Genomic DNA, 17,978 nt, shown 5'->3' with positions numbered 1-17,978 from the left:
AGGTAATTGCTTCTCAAGTGTAGAGGTTGGTTTTCAGCGCGGTGGGAAATATTCATGAAATGCGAAGAGAAACCACCTGCTTTGCAGGTGGTTAGCGGGAATTACTCGAAGCAGGTTTCTGGATTTTCCGACAATGAAATGAAGGATTCACCGCCTTTGGTCAGCGCGATAATCCCGCCGCTCTCAATATCATAAACCCACCCGTGCAGGCGAACTTTGCCTTTACGCAGCGCCACCGCCACGGAAGGGTGTGTTTTGATATTGTGCAGCTGCGCAATCACGTTCTCTTTCACCATCTCATTGAGACGTTTCTCCACGCTATCGTAGTTGCGCTCTTCCACCACCGCTTTAGCCGCGTTAGCGTAGTGCAACCAGTGATCGACCGCTGGCATGGTTTCCAGATCGGCATTAGAAGCAATCGCGTTCATGGCTCCGCAGTTGGAGTGACCACAAATAATAATTTCGGTCACACCCAGCGCTACAACCGCGTACTCAATGGTTGCTGACACACCACCTGGCTCGGGTCCAAACGGCGGCACAATGTTACCGGCGTTACGGATCACGAACAGCTGGCCAGGCTCTGACTGCGTCACCAGCTCTGGCACCAGACGGCTGTCTGAGCAGGAGATAAACAGGGCTTTGGGATTTTGGTTGGATGCCAAACTTTTGAAAAGATCCTTCCTTTCAGGGAACACATTCTGTTGAAAATTCAGAAAACCTTTGACGATCTCTTGCATATGTCTGCTCTCACATTATCCACTTCTGCCCTGGCAGTGAGGATTCACCATCAGTGCGATTTGAAATTTTCAGTGAAGATAACAACTTACCTTCACCGACCCAACATTTAAGCAAAAGGCGCCCGCTTACACAACTCGGATGACCCTCTGCAGCCGGGCGCGTAGAGGGTGCGCCACAACGAATTAAACGCACCGCCAAATGAGTTAAGCATAATCACAACATATTGGTTACCCCTTAAGGAGATTCTTACACAGCCTATACATTTTCCTCTGCAACCTCTGTACAATCGCCCCCCTATCCACACTAAATATGATGAATTTTTATCCTTATGAGCCATGTCAAAAATCCACCACGCGTGGGGTTCGTCTCCCTCGGCTGTCCGAAAAACCTCGTCGACTCTGAACGCATCCTGACGGAACTGCGGACTGAAGGCTATGACGTGGTGCCACGCTACGATGATGCAGAGATCGTCATCGTTAACACTTGTGGATTTATTGATAGCGCCGTACAGGAATCTCTGGAAGCGATTGGTGAAGCACTTAACGAAAACGGCAAAGTGATCGTCACCGGCTGTCTGGGCGCCAAAGTGGATCAAATCCGCGAAGTGCATCCTAAGGTGCTGGAGATCACCGGCCCGCACAGCTACGAACAGGTTCTGTCGCATGTGCACACCTATGTGCCAAAGCCGGAGCACAACCCGTTCCTCAGCCTGGTGCCGGAGCAAGGTGTCAAACTGACGCCGCGCCATTACGCGTATCTGAAAATTTCCGAAGGCTGTAACCATCGCTGCACCTTCTGCATCATTCCCTCCATGCGTGGCGATCTTGATAGCCGTCCCATCGGTTCGGTGCTCGACGAAGCCAAACGTCTGGTCGAGGCGGGCGTGAAAGAGCTGCTGGTGATCTCACAAGACACCTCCGCTTACGGCGTGGATGTAAAACATCGCACCGGTTTCTGGAACGGATCGCCGGTGAAAACCAGCATGGTGAGCCTGTGCGAGCAGTTAGCCAAACTCGGCGTGTGGGTGCGTCTGCACTACGTTTATCCTTATCCACATGTGGATGACGTCATCCCGCTGATGGCCGAAGGCAAGATTCTGCCGTACCTCGATATTCCGCTGCAGCACGCCAGCCCGCGCATCCTGAAGCTGATGAAGCGTCCTGGCGCGGTAGAGCGTACGCTAGAGCGCATTAAGCGCTGGCGTGAAATCTGCCCGGAGCTGACGCTGCGTTCAACCTTCATCGTTGGTTTCCCTGGAGAAACCGAAGAAGATTTCCAGATGCTGCTCGACTTCCTGCAGGAAGCGCGCCTCGATCGCGTTGGCTGCTTCCAGTACAGCCCGGTGGAAGGTGCGACCGCGAACCAGCTACCGGATCAGGTACCGGACGAGATAAAGCAGGATCGTTTCGATCGCTTCATGCAGCTGCAGCAGAAGATCTCCAGCGAACGTCTGCAGGAGAAAATCGGCCGCGAAGTGCTGGTGCTGATTGATGAAGTGGACGAGGAAGGCGCGGTGGGCCGCAGCATGGCTGATGCCCCGGAAATCGATGGCGCGGTCTATCTGAACGGCGATCGTCAGGTAAAAGTCGGCGACGTGGTACGCGTTAAAGTCGAACACGCCGACGAATACGATCTCTGGGGCACGCGCGTTTAACCATACTTCTGCTGGTGCGCACGCTTGCGCGCCAGATAGTCAGTATCCGCGCGCAGTTTATCCCAGCACGCTTTGAAAACGGCCGCCGCAGCGGCCTTTTCTTTTTCTGTGGTGCGCGGCAGTTCGTTGCCCGCCTCGTCATATTTGCGCCCGCCCTGATGATTGCTGTAACGGCGCGCCCGCGTATAACCCATCTGAATATATTTGCGCGCCATGTCCATGCCGACAAAATCGTCCTGCGCGCGATACGCCTCAAATAGCTGCATGATCTGCTGGGAAGATTGTTTTGCCAGTTCCACGGTGCGAAAACGCCAGTGCGGAAGAATCTCACTTTTGTAAGGTTCGACCATCAGCACGCCCTGCTCGCCGCGTCCCACCTGATAAAGATCGGGCTGCTGGCGAAAGTCGATGTGCTTGAAATCTTGCTCATAATTAAACGCTTTCATCTGTTTTTTCCTGCCTCTCATCATCCCGTGACGTAATTATTTCCTGCTGGCACTTAAGCGGTGTGCTTTTACACCGATAACCTAACTATTAGCCTACTTCCTCAGAGACGCACCTATGTTTAAACGAATGAAAATTGTGACGGCCATCATGATGATATTGGTGGTTTTCACCGCAATGCAGGCGATTTCCGGCTCGCTGTTTTTATCCTCACTGATTAACGGTCAGCATAATTTCACCACCAGCAATCAGCTGTCACATCAGCAGCGCGAGCTGGCCGACGGCTGGCAAACGTTGGTAAAAACCCGCGTGATCATCAACCGCGTTGCCATTCGTATCCTGAAAAAACAGACGGATGAAGCGTCAGTCGCCGCCATCAACAAGCTGCTAATCAGCGCCGGTGCGTCACTGGATGAGGCAAAGCAACATTATGAACGCTACAAAAACATGCCGCGCATGGCCGGACAAAGCGCGGATTCAGCCAGTGTAGTCGACGCTAAGTTTGCTGCCTTCGCTGAATTGCTAAAACAGTCGGCGGCGTTCCTGCAAGCCAATGATTATGCCGCCTATGGCAATCTTGATGCTCAGCAGGCGCAGGACTATCTGGAAGCCGCTTACAAGCAGTGGCGCGAACAGAACGTGCAACTGCTGGCCGAGCGCAATGCGGAATATGACAATACCTATCAGCACATGTTGGTGTTAGTCACCGTAATGGCGGTGGTGGTGGTGCTGTTGCTGATTGCCGTGTGGATGCTGGTGCATCGCATTCTGCTGGCGCCAATGAAGCAGGTACAGCAGCAGATGGAGCGCTTCGCCGACGGCGATCTCTCTGCCCGTTTGCAGGTGGAAGGCCGCAGTGAAATGGCATCGATTGCTGCCAGCCTCAACCATATGCAGCAGTCGCTGCTAAGCACCATCAACAATGTGCGTGATAGCGCGGATGCGATTTTTGGCAGCGCCAGCGAGATTGCCACCGGCAATAACGATCTCTCCTCACGCACCGAGCAACAAGCGGCGTCACTGGAAGAGACCGCCGCGAGCATGGAACAGTTAACCGCCACGGTGAAACAGAACGCCGATAATGCGCGTCAGGCCACGCAGCTGGCGAAAACCGCCTCGGAAACCGCTGATAAAGGGGGCAACGTGGTGGATGGCGTGGTGAAAACCATGCGCGATATCGCTGACAGTTCGAAGAAAATCGCTGACATCACCAGCGTGATTGATGGCATCGCCTTCCAGACCAATATCCTCGCGCTCAACGCGGCGGTAGAAGCGGCGCGTGCCGGTGAACAGGGCCGCGGCTTTGCCGTGGTGGCAGGTGAAGTGCGTAATCTGGCGCAGCGTAGCGCGCAGGCCGCCAAAGAGATCAAACTGCTGATTGAGAATTCAGTCCAACGTGTGAACACCGGTTCGCAACAGGTGAGCAGTGCAGGTGAAACCATGCAGGAGATCGTTAGCGCTGTCACCCGCGTCACCGACATCATGGGCGAGATTGCGTCGGCATCTGATGAGCAGAGTCGCGGCATCGACCAGATCGGTCAGGCGGTGAATGAGATGGATCGGGTGACGCAGCAAAACGCCACGCTGGTGCAGGAATCGGCGAACGCGTCGGCCTCGCTGGAGCAGCAGGCCAGCAGCCTCTCATCGGCTGTCGCACGCTTCAAAACCGGCACGCGCCAGGCGATCGTGCCGGTAGCGAAAGTAAGTAAACCGGCGGCCGCGCCAACCCGCGTGCAGACTGCCACCGCGCACAGTAATGACAACTGGGAAACGTTTTGAGGCTATAAATCGGTGTGCCGTTCGCACCGGTCGCCATCAATGAGCGGCCGGAGGTGTGCGGTGATTGAAACGGTCGCCATGAATGAGCGGCCGGAGGTGTGCGGTGATTGAAACGGTCGCCATGAATGGCGACCCTACGGTTTTGTAGGGTGCGCATTTATGCGCACCGGGTTTTCCATCAGGTCTTCAATTTCGGATCAAGCGCATCGCGCAGGCCATCGCCGAGCAGGTTGAACGCCAGCACGGTAAGGAAAATCGCCAGGCTTGGGAAGATCGCCACGTGCGGCGCAATCACCATATCGGCGCGCGCTTCATTGAGCATCGCGCCCCATTCCGGCGTGGGCGGTTGCGCGCCCAACCCCAGAAATGACAAGCTCGCAGCGGTAATAATCGAAGTCCCGATTCGCATGGTGAAATAGACCACAATCGACGACACCGTACCGGGCAGGATGTGACGCATAATAATGGTCCAGTCCGAGGCGCCAATACTGCGTGCCGACTCAATATAGGTTTGATGTTTCAGCACCAGCGTGTTGCCGCGCACCAAACGGGCAAATGCCGGAATGCTGAAGATCGCCACCGCGACAATCACGTTGCTCATGCCGCTGCCCATGATCGCCACCACCGCAATCGCCAGCAGAATGCCGGGAAAGGCGAACAGCACATCGCAAATACGCATGGTGATGCGATCCCACCATCCTTCGTAATAGCCCGCCAGCAGGCCTAAAACGGTGCCGATCAGCGCGCCAATCGCCACCGAGAAGAAACCGGCAATCAGCGAGATGCGCGTTCCCACCAGCACGCGGCTAAAGATATCGCGCCCCAGCGAATCGACGCCAAACCAATGCAGCAGCGACGGGCCTTCATTCAGCCGGTCGTAATCGAAATAGTTCTCTGCATCAAACGGCGCAATCAGCGGTGCGATAAAGGCCACCACAATCAGCAGCAGCACAAACAGTCCAGCCAGCAGCGCCACATGTTGACGACGAAAGCGTCGCCAGAATTCGCGCCACGGCGTGCGTACCCGGTTTTCCGTGATAGTCGGCAGAGTGGTTAATGCCGCGGCGCGTCGCCAGTTCTTCAATTGCGACTCCTTACTTGTAGCGAATTGCCGGGTTGATTGCCGCGTAAAGCACATCGACAATCAGGTTAATCAGGATGAACTCCAGCGAAAACAGCAATACTTCGGCCTGAATCACCGGGTAATCGCGCATCTCAACCGAATCCACCAGCAAGCGGCCTAAGCCTGGCCAGTTGAACACCACTTCCACCACAATCGAGCCGCCGAGCAAGAAACCAAACTGCAGGCCCATCATGGTCACCACGGGGATCATCGCGTTGCGCAGGCCGTGTTTCACCACCACCAGCGATTCGCGTACCCCTTTGGCGCGTGCGGTGCGCATGTAATCTTCCTGCATCACTTCCACGAATGATGCGCGGGTGAAACGCGCCATCACCGCCGCCACCGCTGCACCCAAGGTGATCGATGGCAAAATGTAGTGTTTCCAGCTATCCGCGCCGACGGTCGGCAACCAACCCAGTTCGACCGAAAACACCTGCATCAGCAACATGCCAAGCGCAAAGGCCGGGAACGAAATACCTGACACCGCCAGCGTCATGCCAATGCGATCCGGCCAGCGATTGCGCCACACCGCTGAGGTGATGCCAATGGTCATGCCGAAAATCACCGCCCACACCATGCTGCTGAGCGTCAGCCACAGCGTGGGGAAAAAACGCGCGGCAATTTCGTCAATGACCGGACGCTTCGAGACCAGCGAATGGCCGAAATCGCCCTGCACCGCATTGAGCATAAAGTGCCAGAATTGCTTGATGAGCGGCTGATCGAGGCCGAGATCCTGACGCACCAGCGCCACCACCGAAGCATCCGCTTCCGGGCCAGCAATCAGGCGCGCCGGATCGCCCGGTAGCAGGTGGACAAACAGGAACACCAGCACCGCCACAATCAGCAGCGTGGGAATCAGTCCCAATAATCGTTTGAAAAAATAGTTGAGCATGCAAAATCCTGGGCAGCATCGGCCAGCCCCGCAAGGCTGGCCGCGCCTGTTACTTCAGATCGGCCTCATCAAAATTGAATGAGGTATCGGGCATGACATAAAAACCACTGAGGTTTTTATTGTTGGCTGACAGCAGTTGTTCCACCACCAGCGGGATCCACGGATGGTCGTTCCAGATGCGATCCTGTGCGTCTTTATACAGCTTGGCTTTCTGATCGCGATCGGTGGTTTTCAACGCATCGGCGAGATCTTTATCCACCTGCGGATTGCTATAAAACGCGGTATTGAAGATCGCTGGCGGCCATGATGTGGTGGCGAACAGCGGTGTTAGCGCCCAATCGGCTTCACCGGTTGAAGCGGACCAGCCGGTGTAGAACATGCGCACACCGCTCTCTTTCTGCCCTTTGCTCTCCACTTCAGCGGCACGCTGACCGGCATCCATCGCCGTCACTTTCACCTTCACGCCCACCTGCGCCAGCTGCTGCTGGGTGAACTGCAGCACTTTCTGCGCGGTACTGTGGTTATGTGATGACCACAGCGTGGTTTCAAAACCGTTCGGGAAGCCCGCCTCTTTCAACAGTTCGCGCGCTTTAGCCGGATCGTATTTGATCGCCGGGTAGCTCTGCGCAAAGTCGATGCTCGGCGGCACGATGCCGGTAGCTGGCGTGGCGTAACCGGCAAAGGCGACTTTCGCCAGCGCCTGACGGTTGATCGCGTACTCCAGCGCTTCACGCACTTTCGGGTTATCAAACGGCTTTTGCGTGACGTTAAGGCTGATGTAGCGCTGCATGATCGACGGCGTAGTGACCACATCAAGCTTACTGTTGCCTTCCAGCAGTTTGGCCTGCTCGAACGGCACCGGGAAAGCAAAGCTCGCTTCACCGGTTTGCAGCATTGCCGCGCGGGTGTTGTTATCCACCACCGGACGCCAGGTAATGCTATCCAGCTTCGGATAGCCTTTTTTCCAGTAGCCATCCCACTTCTTCACTTTCACGAAGTCGGTCTGGTTCCAGGTATCAAAGGCAAACGGGCCGGTTCCCACCGGATGGAAGCCAATATCCTTGCCATATTTCTTCAGCGCGGTCGGTGAAATCATCACCGCCGCAGGGTGCGCGAGGTTGTTGATGAAGGCCGAGAACGGTTGCTTGAGGGTGATTTTCACCGTGCTCGGATCGACCACTTCGGTGGTCGCGATATATTTAAACAGGTTATAGCGCTTGAGATGGTTATCCGGATTGCTGGCGCGATCGAGGTTAACTTTCACCGCTTCGGCATTGAAATCGGTGCCATCCTGGAATTTCACGCCGGAACGCAGCTTGATGGTGTACGTCAGACCATCGCTGCTCGCCTGATAGCTTTCCGCCAGCACATTGGTCAGCTTCATGTCTTTATCGAAGCCGAACAAGCCCTGATAGAAAGACTTCGCCACCGCTTGCGACAGCGTGTCGTTAGCATCGTAAGGATCGAGTGTGGTAAAGGTCGAGGCCACCGCAATCACCGCATCTTTCGCCGCCCACGCGGGCAGCGCCAGCGCCGAACTCAACAAACCGGCAGTGATAACCCCTTTTCGCATAATATGGTGCATCGTTATCGTTCTCCTGTAATCCCTGTCATGCGCGACATCCTAAGATGTGCGGTTGTTTGCTGCTCAGGCGCCGCTAATCGCGTGCCGGGCGACAAAATGGCCCGGTGCCACTTCCAGTAAAGGCGCCACTTCCGGCTCATCGCCCAGCGGGCGAATCGGGCTGGGGATCTCATCCACCATCAGCGCCCGCTCACGATGCCGATGGGCCGGATCGGCCACCGGCACCGCGGCCATCAGTTTTTTGGTGTAAGGATGGCGCGGCTGTTCAAACACCGCCTGACGCGGCCCCATCTCCACAATCTGTCCGAGATACATCACCGCCACGCGATGGCTGATGCGTTCCACCACCGCCATATCGTGCGAGATAAATAAGAAAGCGATACCAAACTCACGCTGCAAATCGAGCATAAGATTAATGATCTGCGCCTGAATCGACACGTCCAGCGCCGACACCGACTCATCAGCGATCACCACCTTCGGGTTAAGCGCCAGCGCGCGCGCAATGCAGATGCGCTGACGCTGACCGCCAGAAAATTCGTGCGGATAACGCTGCGCATGTTCCGGCAGCAGGCCGACGCGTTCCAGCAGCCAGGCGACGCGTTTTTCTGCCTGACGCCGGTCCAGAGTTTTATGCACCAGCAGCGGTTCCATAATCGAGAAACCCACCGTTAAACGCGGATCGAGCGAGGCGTAAGGATCCTGAAAGATAAACTGGATATCGCGGCGCAGCGATGCCAGCGCATTGCCCTGCAGCGCATCGATACGCTGGCCGTCAAAGGTGATGGTGCCGCCCTGGCTGGCCACCAGCCGTAGCAGTGAACGTCCGGTGGTGGATTTTCCGCAGCCGGATTCCCCCACCAGCGCCAGCGTTTCACCGGCATACAGATCGAAACTGACCTTCTCCACTGCGTGTACGCGTCGCTTGACGCGATTGAGCAAACCACTGCGAATATCGAAACGCGTGACTAAATCGCGCACCTGCAAAATCGGCGGGCGATCGTGGCGAACCGTGTCCTGCGGTTGCGCCTGTTCTTCACGTCCGTTGGCATGTAATAAGGGAAATTTAGCCGGTAGCCGCTGGCCGTGCATCGCGCCGAGCTTGGGCACCGCCGCCAGTAACGCTTGGGTATAGGGCTGTTGCGGTTGGGCAAACAGCTGCTGCACCGGCGCGCGCTCCACCACATCGCCGCGATACATCACCTGCACGCGATCGGCCATCTCTGCCACCACGCCCATATCGTGGGTGATAAAAATCACCCCCATCTGCATCTCTTTTTGCAGCACGCGGATCAGTTGCAGTATTTGCGCCTGAATGGTGACGTCGAGTGCGGTGGTGGGTTCATCAGCAATCAGCAGCGCCGGTTTGCACGACAGCGCCATCGCAATCATTACGCGCTGGCGCATGCCGCCGGAAAGTTGATGGGGATAGCGCGACAACACATTTTGCGCTTCGGGAATGCGCACCAGATCGAGCATGCGCCGCGCTTCCGCCAGCGCCTGCTGGTGGCTTTTCCCCTGATGCAAACGGATGGATTCCGCAATCTGCTCGCCGACGGTGAACACCGGATTGAGCGAGGTCATCGGCTCCTGAAAGATCATCGCCATATCGGCGCCGCGCACTTTGCGCATTTGTCCGTTGGAGGCACGCATCACATCCAGCACCTCGCCATTGCGGCGACGCAGCTGGATTTCTCCGCTCACCTCGCCGCCGGCCTGCTGAATCAAGCGCATCAGCGCCAGCGAGGTGACGGATTTACCCGAGCCCGATTCGCCCACCAGCGCCAGGGTTTCACCACGATGCAGGTCGAGCGACAGGTTACGCACCGCTTCGGTAATACGCCCTTCATGCTCAAAGCGCACGTTAAGATCGCGCACCGCCAGAACCTGCTCCGGCGCAAACTGCAGCTGTTGGTCCGTCATGCCTGCTCCTTAGCTGTCGCGGTAAATCGCTACCTCAACATCGCCATCCACGTAAGCGAATCCGCGATACATACCTTCGCTGTTAAACGGCAGCGCCACATTGCCCGCGGCATCAATCGCAATCAGCCCGCCGCTGCCTTCCAGCTCCTGCACTTTGTCGTGGATGACGTTGGCAGTGGCCTGTTGCAGCGAACGTCCAGCGTAATGCATCTGCGCGGCGACGTCATAGGCCGCTAAAGTGCGGATAAACACTTCGCCGGTGCCGGTGCAGGAGACCGCAACAATGTCGTTGCTGGCGTAGCAGCCCGCGCCGACCAGCGGCGAATCGCCCACGCGACCGGCCTGTTTGTTGGTCATGCCGCCGGTTGAGGTGGCGGCGGCCAGATTACCCTGAAGATCGAGCGCGACTGCACCGACGGTGCCGAATTTGCGATCGGGGTCCAGCGGATCGTCGCTGTGGCTGTTTGCTTCCCCGTCGTGATCAAGCACCATCTGCTGACTGTGCAGCGCGCGCTGTAACTGTTCCCAACGCTCCGGCGTGGAAAAATAATCGGCGCTGACCGGCGCTAAGCCTTGCGCCGTGGCAAAGGCTTCTGCGCCCGCGCCGATAAACAGCACGTGCGGGCTATTTTCCAGCACTTTGCGCGCCGCCAGAATCGGATTGCGGATGTGGCTGACGCCCGCCACCGCGCCCACGTCCAGCGTGCGCCCATCCATAATGCTGGCATCAAGTTCATGCGTGCCCTGATGGGTGAACACCGCGCCCTTGCCCGCGTTAAACAGCGGACACTCTTCCAGCAGGCGCACGGCTTCGGTAACGGCATCTAAAGCGCTGCCACCCGCAGCAAGAATCTGCTGGCCTGCGGTAACGATTGCGGTGAGTTGCTGACGATAGTGCTGCTCTTTTTCGGCGCTCATTGCCGCACGCGTAATCGCGCCCGCACCGCCGTGAATAGCGATAACTGCTTTAGCCATAACCGTACCCTGTTAAGAAATCAGAACCAAAAACACTGATTTAGAATGGTTTTCATCTTTTTTTGGCGATTTTCGACTATAGGAAGGCACTCCCATCTTGTAAAGCATAAACTGCCTGCGCGGTCATAACCTTTTATTGTGGATTATGCTTTTTTCGCTCAACACCTCTGGGCGCACATTCCGTAGCGGCGCGATTTATCGCGTAATAAATTGCGCCGCTATGGAATGTGTAATGATTGCGTAAAACGCGCTCTCGCTTAACGTCCACGCATTACCCATAATAGACCGCATCTGAAATTAACCAGGCTGAGATAGACATGGAACCTTTTACCGCAGGATTAATCTCCCTCGAAGACGCGCAGCAAAAGATGCTGCAACAGCTCACGCCAATTAGCGATTCGCTGAACGTTTCGCTGTTTGAAGCCGCCGGACGCATCACCGCAAAAGCCATTAACTCGCCGCTTGATGTGCCGTCATTTGATAACTCCGCGATGGACGGTTACGCCGTGCGCCTCGCCGATATCGCCCCCGATCGCGTGTTGCCGGTGGCCGGTAAAGCATTTGCCGGTGCGCCGTTTAACGGTGCATGGCCAGCAGGCAGCGTGATTCGCATCATGACCGGCGCGCCGATTCCCGCGGGTTGTGATGCCGTGGTCATGCAGGAGCAAACCGAGCAGCGCGACGATGGCATTGTGATAACCGCACCGGTGCAGGCCGCGCAGAACATCCGTCGCATCGGCGAAGATATTCAGGCGGGCAAGCAGGTGCTGGACGCCGGTGTGCGCCTCGGTGCCGCCGAACTGCCGCTGCTGGCATCGCTGGGAATTGCTGAAGTGAGCGTGCTGCGCAAACTGCGCGTGGCCATCTTCTCCACCGGTGATGAACTGCAGGCGGTCGGTCAACCGCTGGCGGCAGGCCAGATTTACGATACCAACCGTTTTACCGTGGCGTTAATGCTTAACAAGCTGGGTTGTGAAGTGATCGATCTCGGCGTGGTTGCCGACGACCAGGCGGCGCTGCGTACTGCCTTTACCGAAGCCGATCGCCAGGCCGATGTAGTGATCAGCACCGGCGGCGTGTCGGTTGGCGAGGCTGATTTTACCCGGGCAATGCTGGAAGAGTTGGGTGCTATCACCTTCTGGAAACTGGCAATTAAGCCGGGCAAACCGTTTGCCTTTGGTCGGCTGGCCAACAGCTGGTTCTGCGGGTTGCCAGGCAATCCGGTGTCTGCAGCGGTGACCTTCTACCAACTGGTGCAGCCACTGCTGGCGACGCTGACCGGCCAGACCACGCGCATTATGCCGCTGCGCCAACGCGCGCGCGCCACACAGCGTTTGAAGAAATCGCCGGGACGTCTCGACTTCCAGCGTGCCATTCTCAGCCGCGGTGATGATGGGGTGCTGGAAGTGCGCAGCACCGGCGCGCAAGGTTCGCATGTGTTCAGCTCGTTTGCGCTGGCCAACTGTTTTGTGGTGCTCGAGCGCGATCGCGGTGATGTGGAACCGGGTGAATGGGTGGAGATCGAAGCCTTTAACAGTCTACTGGAGGGCTAATGAGCGTTGAGTTGAGCGATGAAGAGATGCTGCGCTATAACCGCCAAATCGTACTGCGCGGTTTTGATTTTGATGGCCAGGAGACGCTGAAGGCAGCACGCGTGTTGGTGATCGGCCTCGGCGGCCTCGGTTGTGCGGCAACACCCTATCTGGCATCGGCGGGTGTGGGACATCTCACATTGCTCGATTTCGATACCGTTAGCCTCAGCAATCTGCAGCGCCAGATCCTGCACAGCGATGCGAAAATTGGCGTAGCGAAAGTCACCTCGGCGCAGCAACAGCTGGCGGCGATCAATCCGCATTGCCAATTGGAGCCGATTGATGCGCAGTTGGATGATGCGCAGCTCGGCGCGTTAATTGCGCGGCACGATGCGGTGGTGGATTGCACCGATAACGTCGACACCCGCGAGCAGATCAATCGCCTCTGTTTCCAGCATAAGGTGCCGCTGATTTCCGGCGCAGCGATTCGCATGGAAGGCCAGCTCAGCGTATTTACCTGGCAGCCCGGCGAACCGTGCTATCGCTGCATCAGCCGTTTGTTTGGCGATCAGGTGTTAAGCTGCGTGGAAGCCGGCGTGATGGCGCCACTGGTTGGCGTGATCGGTGCAATGCAGGCGATGGAAACCCTAAAAGTGCTGACGGATTTCGGTCAACCCGCGCGCGCGCGCCTGCTGATGTACGACGCGATGAGTACGGAGTTCCGCAGCATGAAGGTGGCGCAGGATGCGCATTGTGAGGTATGCGGAGAATAAGGTCGCCATAAATGACGCCCCTACAGGCGTTACAGCGATGATGAGTCAGTCATGGGCATTATTACTGCAGCGTGGGTGTTGAGGCGACATACCAACCCGCTGAGCGAGTGAGGGATTCCAGGGCGAGCCGCAGGGATGCGGCGAGAGGCGGCGCTGAGCAGGAGCGAATCGCCGTCGGTCCGTCAGGAATCGTGAGTGAGTGAAGGAACCGCGTAGCGGCGGGCTGGGCTGGGCTGGGCTGGCGCAGGGCCCGGGAGTGCAGAGGGCGCGGCCTGGCGCCCTCTGCTCGGTCGCCGCACGGCAGTAATGAAACTGCTCCAGTCTGTGGCGAACGAAAGTGGCTCATTGCTTAACTGATCGGCATTAGGCCATGAATGGCGACCTTACAATCCCGTAGGGTGCGCATGCATGCGCACCGGATTTTTCACCGTTAAACAATGCCCTGGCTGCGCAGGTAATCTTCATAGTTACCGGTGAAGTCGACAATACGATCGGCTTTCATCTCCATCACGCGCGTGGCCAGCGAGCTAACAAACTCACGGTCATGCGAGACGAAAATCAACGTCCCTTCATACATCTCCAGCGCCATGTTGAGCGACTCGATCGATTCCATATCAAGGTGGTTAGTTGGTTCATCCATGATCAGGATGTTCGGCTTCTGCATCATCAGCTTGCCAAACAGCATGCGGCCCTTCTCACCACCTGACAGCACCTTAGCGGGCTTGTTAATCTCGTCGTGGCCAAACAGCAGACGACCGAGAATACTGCGCACCGCCTGCTCGTCATCGCCTTCCTGTTTCCACTGGCTCATCCAGTCGAATACCGTCAAATCGTCAGCGAAGTCTTCCGCGTGATCCTGGCCGTAATAACCAATGCGCGCATTTTCAGACCATTTCACCGTACCGCTATCCGGCGTATGTTCACCGACCAGCGTTTTCAGTAGCGTGGTTTTACCGATACCGTTAGCACCGAGAATCGCCAATTTCTCGCCGACTTCTAACATCAGGTTGAGTTTATTAAACAGCGGACCGTTATCAAAACCTTTGGTCAGCGCTTCCACTTCCAGCGCATTACGGAACAGCTTCTTATCCTGATCAAAACGGATAAACGGGTTTTGACGGCTGGACGCTTTGACTTCTTCCAGCTTAATTTTATCAATCTGCTTAGCACGTGAAGTCGCCTGGCGTGATTTAGAGGCGTTGGCGCTAAAACGGCTCACGAACGATTGCAGATCGGCAATTTGCGCTTTCTTCTTGGCGTTATCCGATAATAAACGTTCGCGTGACTGCGTAGCCGCGGTCATATATTCGTCATAATTACCTGGATAAACGCGCAGTTCGCCATAATCCAGATCCGCCATATGTGTACACACCATATTCAGGAAGTGACGGTCATGCGAAATGATGATCATGGTGCTGTTACGTTCGTTGAGCACTTGCTCCAACCAACGAATGGTATCGATATCCAGGTTGTTAGTCGGTTCATCGAGCAACAAAATATCTGGATTGGCAAATAATGCCTGCGCTAAAAGGACACGCAATTTCCAGCCCGGCGCAATTTCGCTCATCGGACCGTAATGCTGCTCCACCGGAATGCCAACGCCCAGTAATAATTCACCGGCACGTGATTCCGAACTGTAACCGTCCATCTCGCCGTATTCGACTTCAAGGTCGGCCACTTTATAGCCTTCCTCTTCGCTCATTTCTGGCAATGCATATATACGGTCACGCTCTTGCTTCACTGCCCACAATTCATTGTGGCCCATGATCACGGTGTCCAGCACACTATATTGCTCAAAGGCAAATTGGTCCTGACGTAACTTACCGATACGCTCATTTGGGTCGAGGGAAACATTTCCACCCGTTGGCGCCAAATCGCCGCCCAGTATTTTCATAAAGGTAGATTTACCGCTGCCGTTCGCACCGATTAAACCGTAACGATTACCGCCGCCAAATTTAACGGAGATATTTTCGAACAGCGGCTTACTGCCGAACTGCATGGTGATATTGCTGGAAACTAACACGGCATTGACCTTTGTTACGCAGTGGAGGAAAAAACAGCGGGCATTATGCCAGAAGCGGGCACCCGGACGCCACCTCTGCGCCAGAGGCAGACGTTGCAATAGGCTAAAGGTGTTGTTGCTCATACAGAAATAAAAACAACAAAAAAGCCGGGGGCATTTGCCCCCGGCTCCCACTTACAAGGATTGTGCGGATTATTTGATCAGGAAAGTGTCGAGGCTTTTACCTGAATCCAGTGCTTTTTTAATCGCAGCTGGCGTACGGCCCTGACCGGTCCATGATTTTACTTCACCGTTTTCGTCGGTATAAGAATATTTTGCAGGACGTGGTGCACGCTTAGCGCGTTTTTTACCAACTTCCAGAGCACCCAGTAATTCGTTCGGGTCAATACCGTCAGCCAGCAGCATTTCGCGATATTTAGACAGCTTCTCTTCTTTTTCGCGGTTCTGCGCTTCTTCAGCGTTTACTTCGTCACGACGTTCAGTCACAACAACAGTTAATTTTTCCAGAATTTCTTCCAGATCGGTCAATGGCAGTTCACGAGCCTGCGCACGTAATGTGCGAATGTTGTTCAGAACTTTAAATGCGTCACTCATCACAATGTCCTTGCTTAAGGGGGTTAAATAAACTGTAGTGGCAAGATTACCTAATTCAAATAAAAAAATAAATTAATTTTATTGCCTGGATTAATCTGAAGTTGCTTACATATTTCTTACGTTGTGGTTTAAAACTGGGATAACCGCTTTAATTAACCCTGAATTAACAACCCTCACCTGTTCCTAATGCTGGAACTGGAATCGATTTCAAACCAATATTACCAAGGATTAAACAATCATTTAGCGGCTATTGAGCGGCGCAGCATTAGTGAGCATAAAGGTAAGAAAGGATTAATGGTGTAACGGAAAACCTCTTTTCATAGGGGATTATTATATTGCTGAGGATGAGAGAAGAATCTCATTTTTTCTTATCGTGCCGATAAAAAAGCCGGTGATTAACCGGCTGCTAAGTAAAATTAATGCACTTCCGTTGCGGGACCAAACACAGAATAGTCTGGTAGGTTGACATTTTGATAGGGTTCCCAGCCACCGCCAAGCGCTTTATATAACGCCACTAAATCAAGCGCACTTTGCATGCGCGCCTGCGTCGATTGTGCTTTGGCTTGCGCCAATTGTCGCTGCGCATCTAATACATCCAGGAAGGTGGAAATACCCTGACGATAACTGTCGCTGGCCAAATCAAATGCGCGTTGTAATGCGCCGGTGGTCTCATCCAAAGCGATAACCTGCTGCTGATCGGCACGATAACTTACCAGCGCGTTCTCCACATCCTGTAATGCAGTTAATACTGTTTGACGATAATCGAGTGCCGCGCTGGCTTGCTGAGCGCGCGCCAATTTTACGCTTGAGACTAAACGTCCGCCCTGAAAAATAGGAATCGACAGCGACGGACCCACGCTAAAGAAGTGGCTGCTCCAGTCATCCAGATAGCTGGCATCGGTATTTCGCACGCCAAGCTGGCCAGTGAGCGACAGGCTGGGAAAGAGATCGGCCACTGACACGCCAATATTGGCGGTTTGTGCATGCAGCGTGGCTTCGGCCTGACGAATATCCGGGCGTCGGCGCGCCAGCGTGGACGGAATGCCGACCGGCACCAATTTTGGCAAATCGGGCAGCGGTTTTTTATTCATCAGTTCGTTATCCAGCGCGCCAGGCGTTTTACCCAGCAGCACCGCCAAACCGTTCATTGCCTGAAGTTGCTGCGCCTGATATTGCGGTAACTGCGCATTCAACGATGCCAATTGTGCGCGTGCATTTTCCACATCCGTCGTGGGCGCTAAGCCGTTTTTCTGCTGGCTTTGCGTCAATTCCCAGGTTTGCTGCGCGACGTCAATTTGCTGCTGCAAGGTGGCCAGCACCGCCTGTGAACCACGCAATTGCAAATAGGCGCGTGCCACTTCGGCTTCCAAAGACACCAACGCATCGTTGCGCTGCTCAATCGCCGCCTGCTGCTGCGCATCAGCGGCTTCCATCTGGCGACGCACTTTGCCCCACAGATCCAACTCCCAGCTGGCGTCAAAGCTGCCCTGATATAAAGTCACAGAATGGTCTAAACCGTTCAGCTGATTAGCAACATCGCTATCGACTTGATCATAAACACCGTTGGATTTCAGCAAGCCTTTTAAACCCAACTGCTGACGGGTGACTTTCGCCGAGCCGTTAAGCGACGGGAACAACCCGCCGCGCGCCTGCGCCAGTTGCTCACGCGCACCGGCGATGCGCAGCACCGATTGTTGCAGCGTTAAATTACCGGCAATGGCGCGCTCAATCAGGCTATCGAGCTGCGGATCGTTAAAGCTTTTCCACCATAGCGGATGGGTCGCCGCCGCCAGTGGCTTCGAAGCCTGTTGTGAAGGCAGATCGTGATAACCGCCCGGCGTATGCGCCTGCGGTGGCTGATAATCAGGTCCTACGGCGCATCCGGCCAGCAACAGGGACAGCGCCAGCAACGTCAGTGACGGCGTAGAGCGCGAAAACTTGTTCAT

Annotated in this window: 14 protein-coding genes; 4 read left to right on the top strand and 10 right to left on the bottom strand. The window is 55.5% G+C overall.

Annotated elements, in window-relative coordinates:
• Positions 1–101: 101 nt before the first annotated feature.
• Complete coding sequence (locus AC6I8K_RS06325; RefSeq protein ID WP_007887698.1) at positions 102–737, bottom strand: carbonic anhydrase; 636 nt, start codon at positions 735–737, stop codon at positions 102–104.
• A gap of 329 nt (positions 738–1,066) precedes the next feature.
• Here AC6I8K_RS06325 and rimO point away from each other — a divergent pair, with 329 nt between their 5' ends.
• Positions 1,067–2,392: a 30S ribosomal protein S12 methylthiotransferase RimO gene (rimO, locus tag AC6I8K_RS06320; protein ID WP_064740705.1), complete on the top strand. Its 1,326-nt coding sequence runs from the start codon at positions 1,067–1,069 to the stop codon at positions 2,390–2,392.
• On the opposite strand, the gene AC6I8K_RS06315 is transcribed toward rimO, so the two are convergent.
• On the bottom strand, positions 2,389–2,838 hold the full coding sequence (locus tag AC6I8K_RS06315) for a DUF4385 domain-containing protein (RefSeq protein ID WP_483817090.1): 450 nt from the start codon (positions 2,836–2,838) through the stop codon (positions 2,389–2,391). The genes rimO and AC6I8K_RS06315 overlap by 4 nt on opposite strands.
• A 115-nt stretch (positions 2,839–2,953) precedes the next feature.
• On the opposite strand from AC6I8K_RS06315, the gene AC6I8K_RS06310 reads away from it, so the two are divergent.
• Complete coding sequence (locus AC6I8K_RS06310; RefSeq protein ID WP_497826404.1) at positions 2,954–4,615, top strand: methyl-accepting chemotaxis protein; 1,662 nt, start codon at positions 2,954–2,956, stop codon at positions 4,613–4,615.
• Between the two features lie 178 nt (positions 4,616–4,793).
• Here AC6I8K_RS06310 and gsiD read toward each other — a convergent pair whose 3' ends face one another.
• From gsiD to AC6I8K_RS06285, 5 genes are all read right to left on the bottom strand, one after another.
• Positions 4,794–5,699 (bottom strand): glutathione ABC transporter permease GsiD, encoded by a 906-nt coding sequence (gene gsiD, locus AC6I8K_RS06305; RefSeq protein ID WP_064740702.1) that lies wholly within the window; start codon positions 5,697–5,699, stop codon positions 4,794–4,796.
• 10 nt (positions 5,700–5,709) lie between these two features.
• Positions 5,710–6,630: a glutathione ABC transporter permease GsiC gene (gene gsiC / locus AC6I8K_RS06300; protein WP_497826403.1), complete on the bottom strand. Its 921-nt coding sequence runs from the start codon at positions 6,628–6,630 to the stop codon at positions 5,710–5,712.
• Positions 6,631–6,679: 49 nt separating this feature from the next.
• Positions 6,680–8,215: a glutathione ABC transporter substrate-binding protein GsiB gene (gene gsiB / locus AC6I8K_RS06295; protein WP_061717205.1), complete on the bottom strand. Its 1,536-nt coding sequence runs from the start codon at positions 8,213–8,215 to the stop codon at positions 6,680–6,682.
• Positions 8,216–8,278: 63 nt separating this feature from the next.
• A complete protein-coding gene (gsiA, locus tag AC6I8K_RS06290) occupies positions 8,279–10,135 on the bottom strand; it encodes a glutathione ABC transporter ATP-binding protein GsiA (RefSeq protein ID WP_497826402.1) in 1,857 nt (618 codons plus the stop codon).
• Between the two features lie 9 nt (positions 10,136–10,144).
• On the bottom strand, positions 10,145–11,110 hold the full coding sequence (locus tag AC6I8K_RS06285; protein WP_497826401.1) for an isoaspartyl peptidase/L-asparaginase family protein: 966 nt from the start codon (positions 11,108–11,110) through the stop codon (positions 10,145–10,147).
• A gap of 317 nt (positions 11,111–11,427) precedes the next feature.
• Between AC6I8K_RS06285 and moeA the strand changes: the two genes are divergently transcribed.
• Together moeA and moeB are read left to right on the top strand one after the other, a co-directional pair.
• Positions 11,428–12,663, top strand: a complete 1,236-nt coding sequence (gene moeA / locus AC6I8K_RS06280) for a molybdopterin molybdotransferase MoeA (RefSeq protein ID WP_497826400.1) — start codon at positions 11,428–11,430, stop codon at positions 12,661–12,663.
• The gene (gene moeB, locus AC6I8K_RS06275) at positions 12,663–13,415 is read left to right on the top strand and encodes a molybdopterin-synthase adenylyltransferase MoeB (RefSeq protein WP_497826399.1); all 753 of its coding nucleotides are present in this window, start codon (positions 12,663–12,665) and stop codon (positions 13,413–13,415) included. The genes moeA and moeB overlap by 1 nt, the downstream gene beginning before the upstream one ends.
• A 430-nt stretch (positions 13,416–13,845) precedes the next feature.
• Here the strand turns inward: moeB and AC6I8K_RS06270 are convergent, their stop codons facing one another.
• From AC6I8K_RS06270 to AC6I8K_RS06260, 3 genes are all read right to left on the bottom strand, one after another.
• Positions 13,846–15,438, bottom strand: coding sequence for an ABC-F family ATPase (locus AC6I8K_RS06270; protein ID WP_176970927.1), 1,593 nt, complete (start codon positions 15,436–15,438; stop codon positions 13,846–13,848).
• Positions 15,439–15,630: 192 nt separating this feature from the next.
• Positions 15,631–16,032 carry an H-NS family histone-like protein gene (locus AC6I8K_RS06265; protein ID WP_008102525.1) on the bottom strand — a complete coding sequence of 134 codons (402 nt, stop codon included), beginning with the start codon at positions 16,030–16,032 and terminating at the stop codon, positions 15,631–15,633.
• Positions 16,033–16,448: 416 nt separating this feature from the next.
• Positions 16,449–17,978, bottom strand: coding sequence for an efflux transporter outer membrane subunit (locus tag AC6I8K_RS06260; RefSeq protein ID WP_064740696.1), 1,530 nt, complete (start codon positions 17,976–17,978; stop codon positions 16,449–16,451).

The organism is Pantoea sp. X-Soil-ISGK-421 (genome assembly GCF_059730785.1).
Note: the sequence above shows the minus strand (reverse complement) of the source record. Positions and strands in the feature narration are given on the sequence as shown.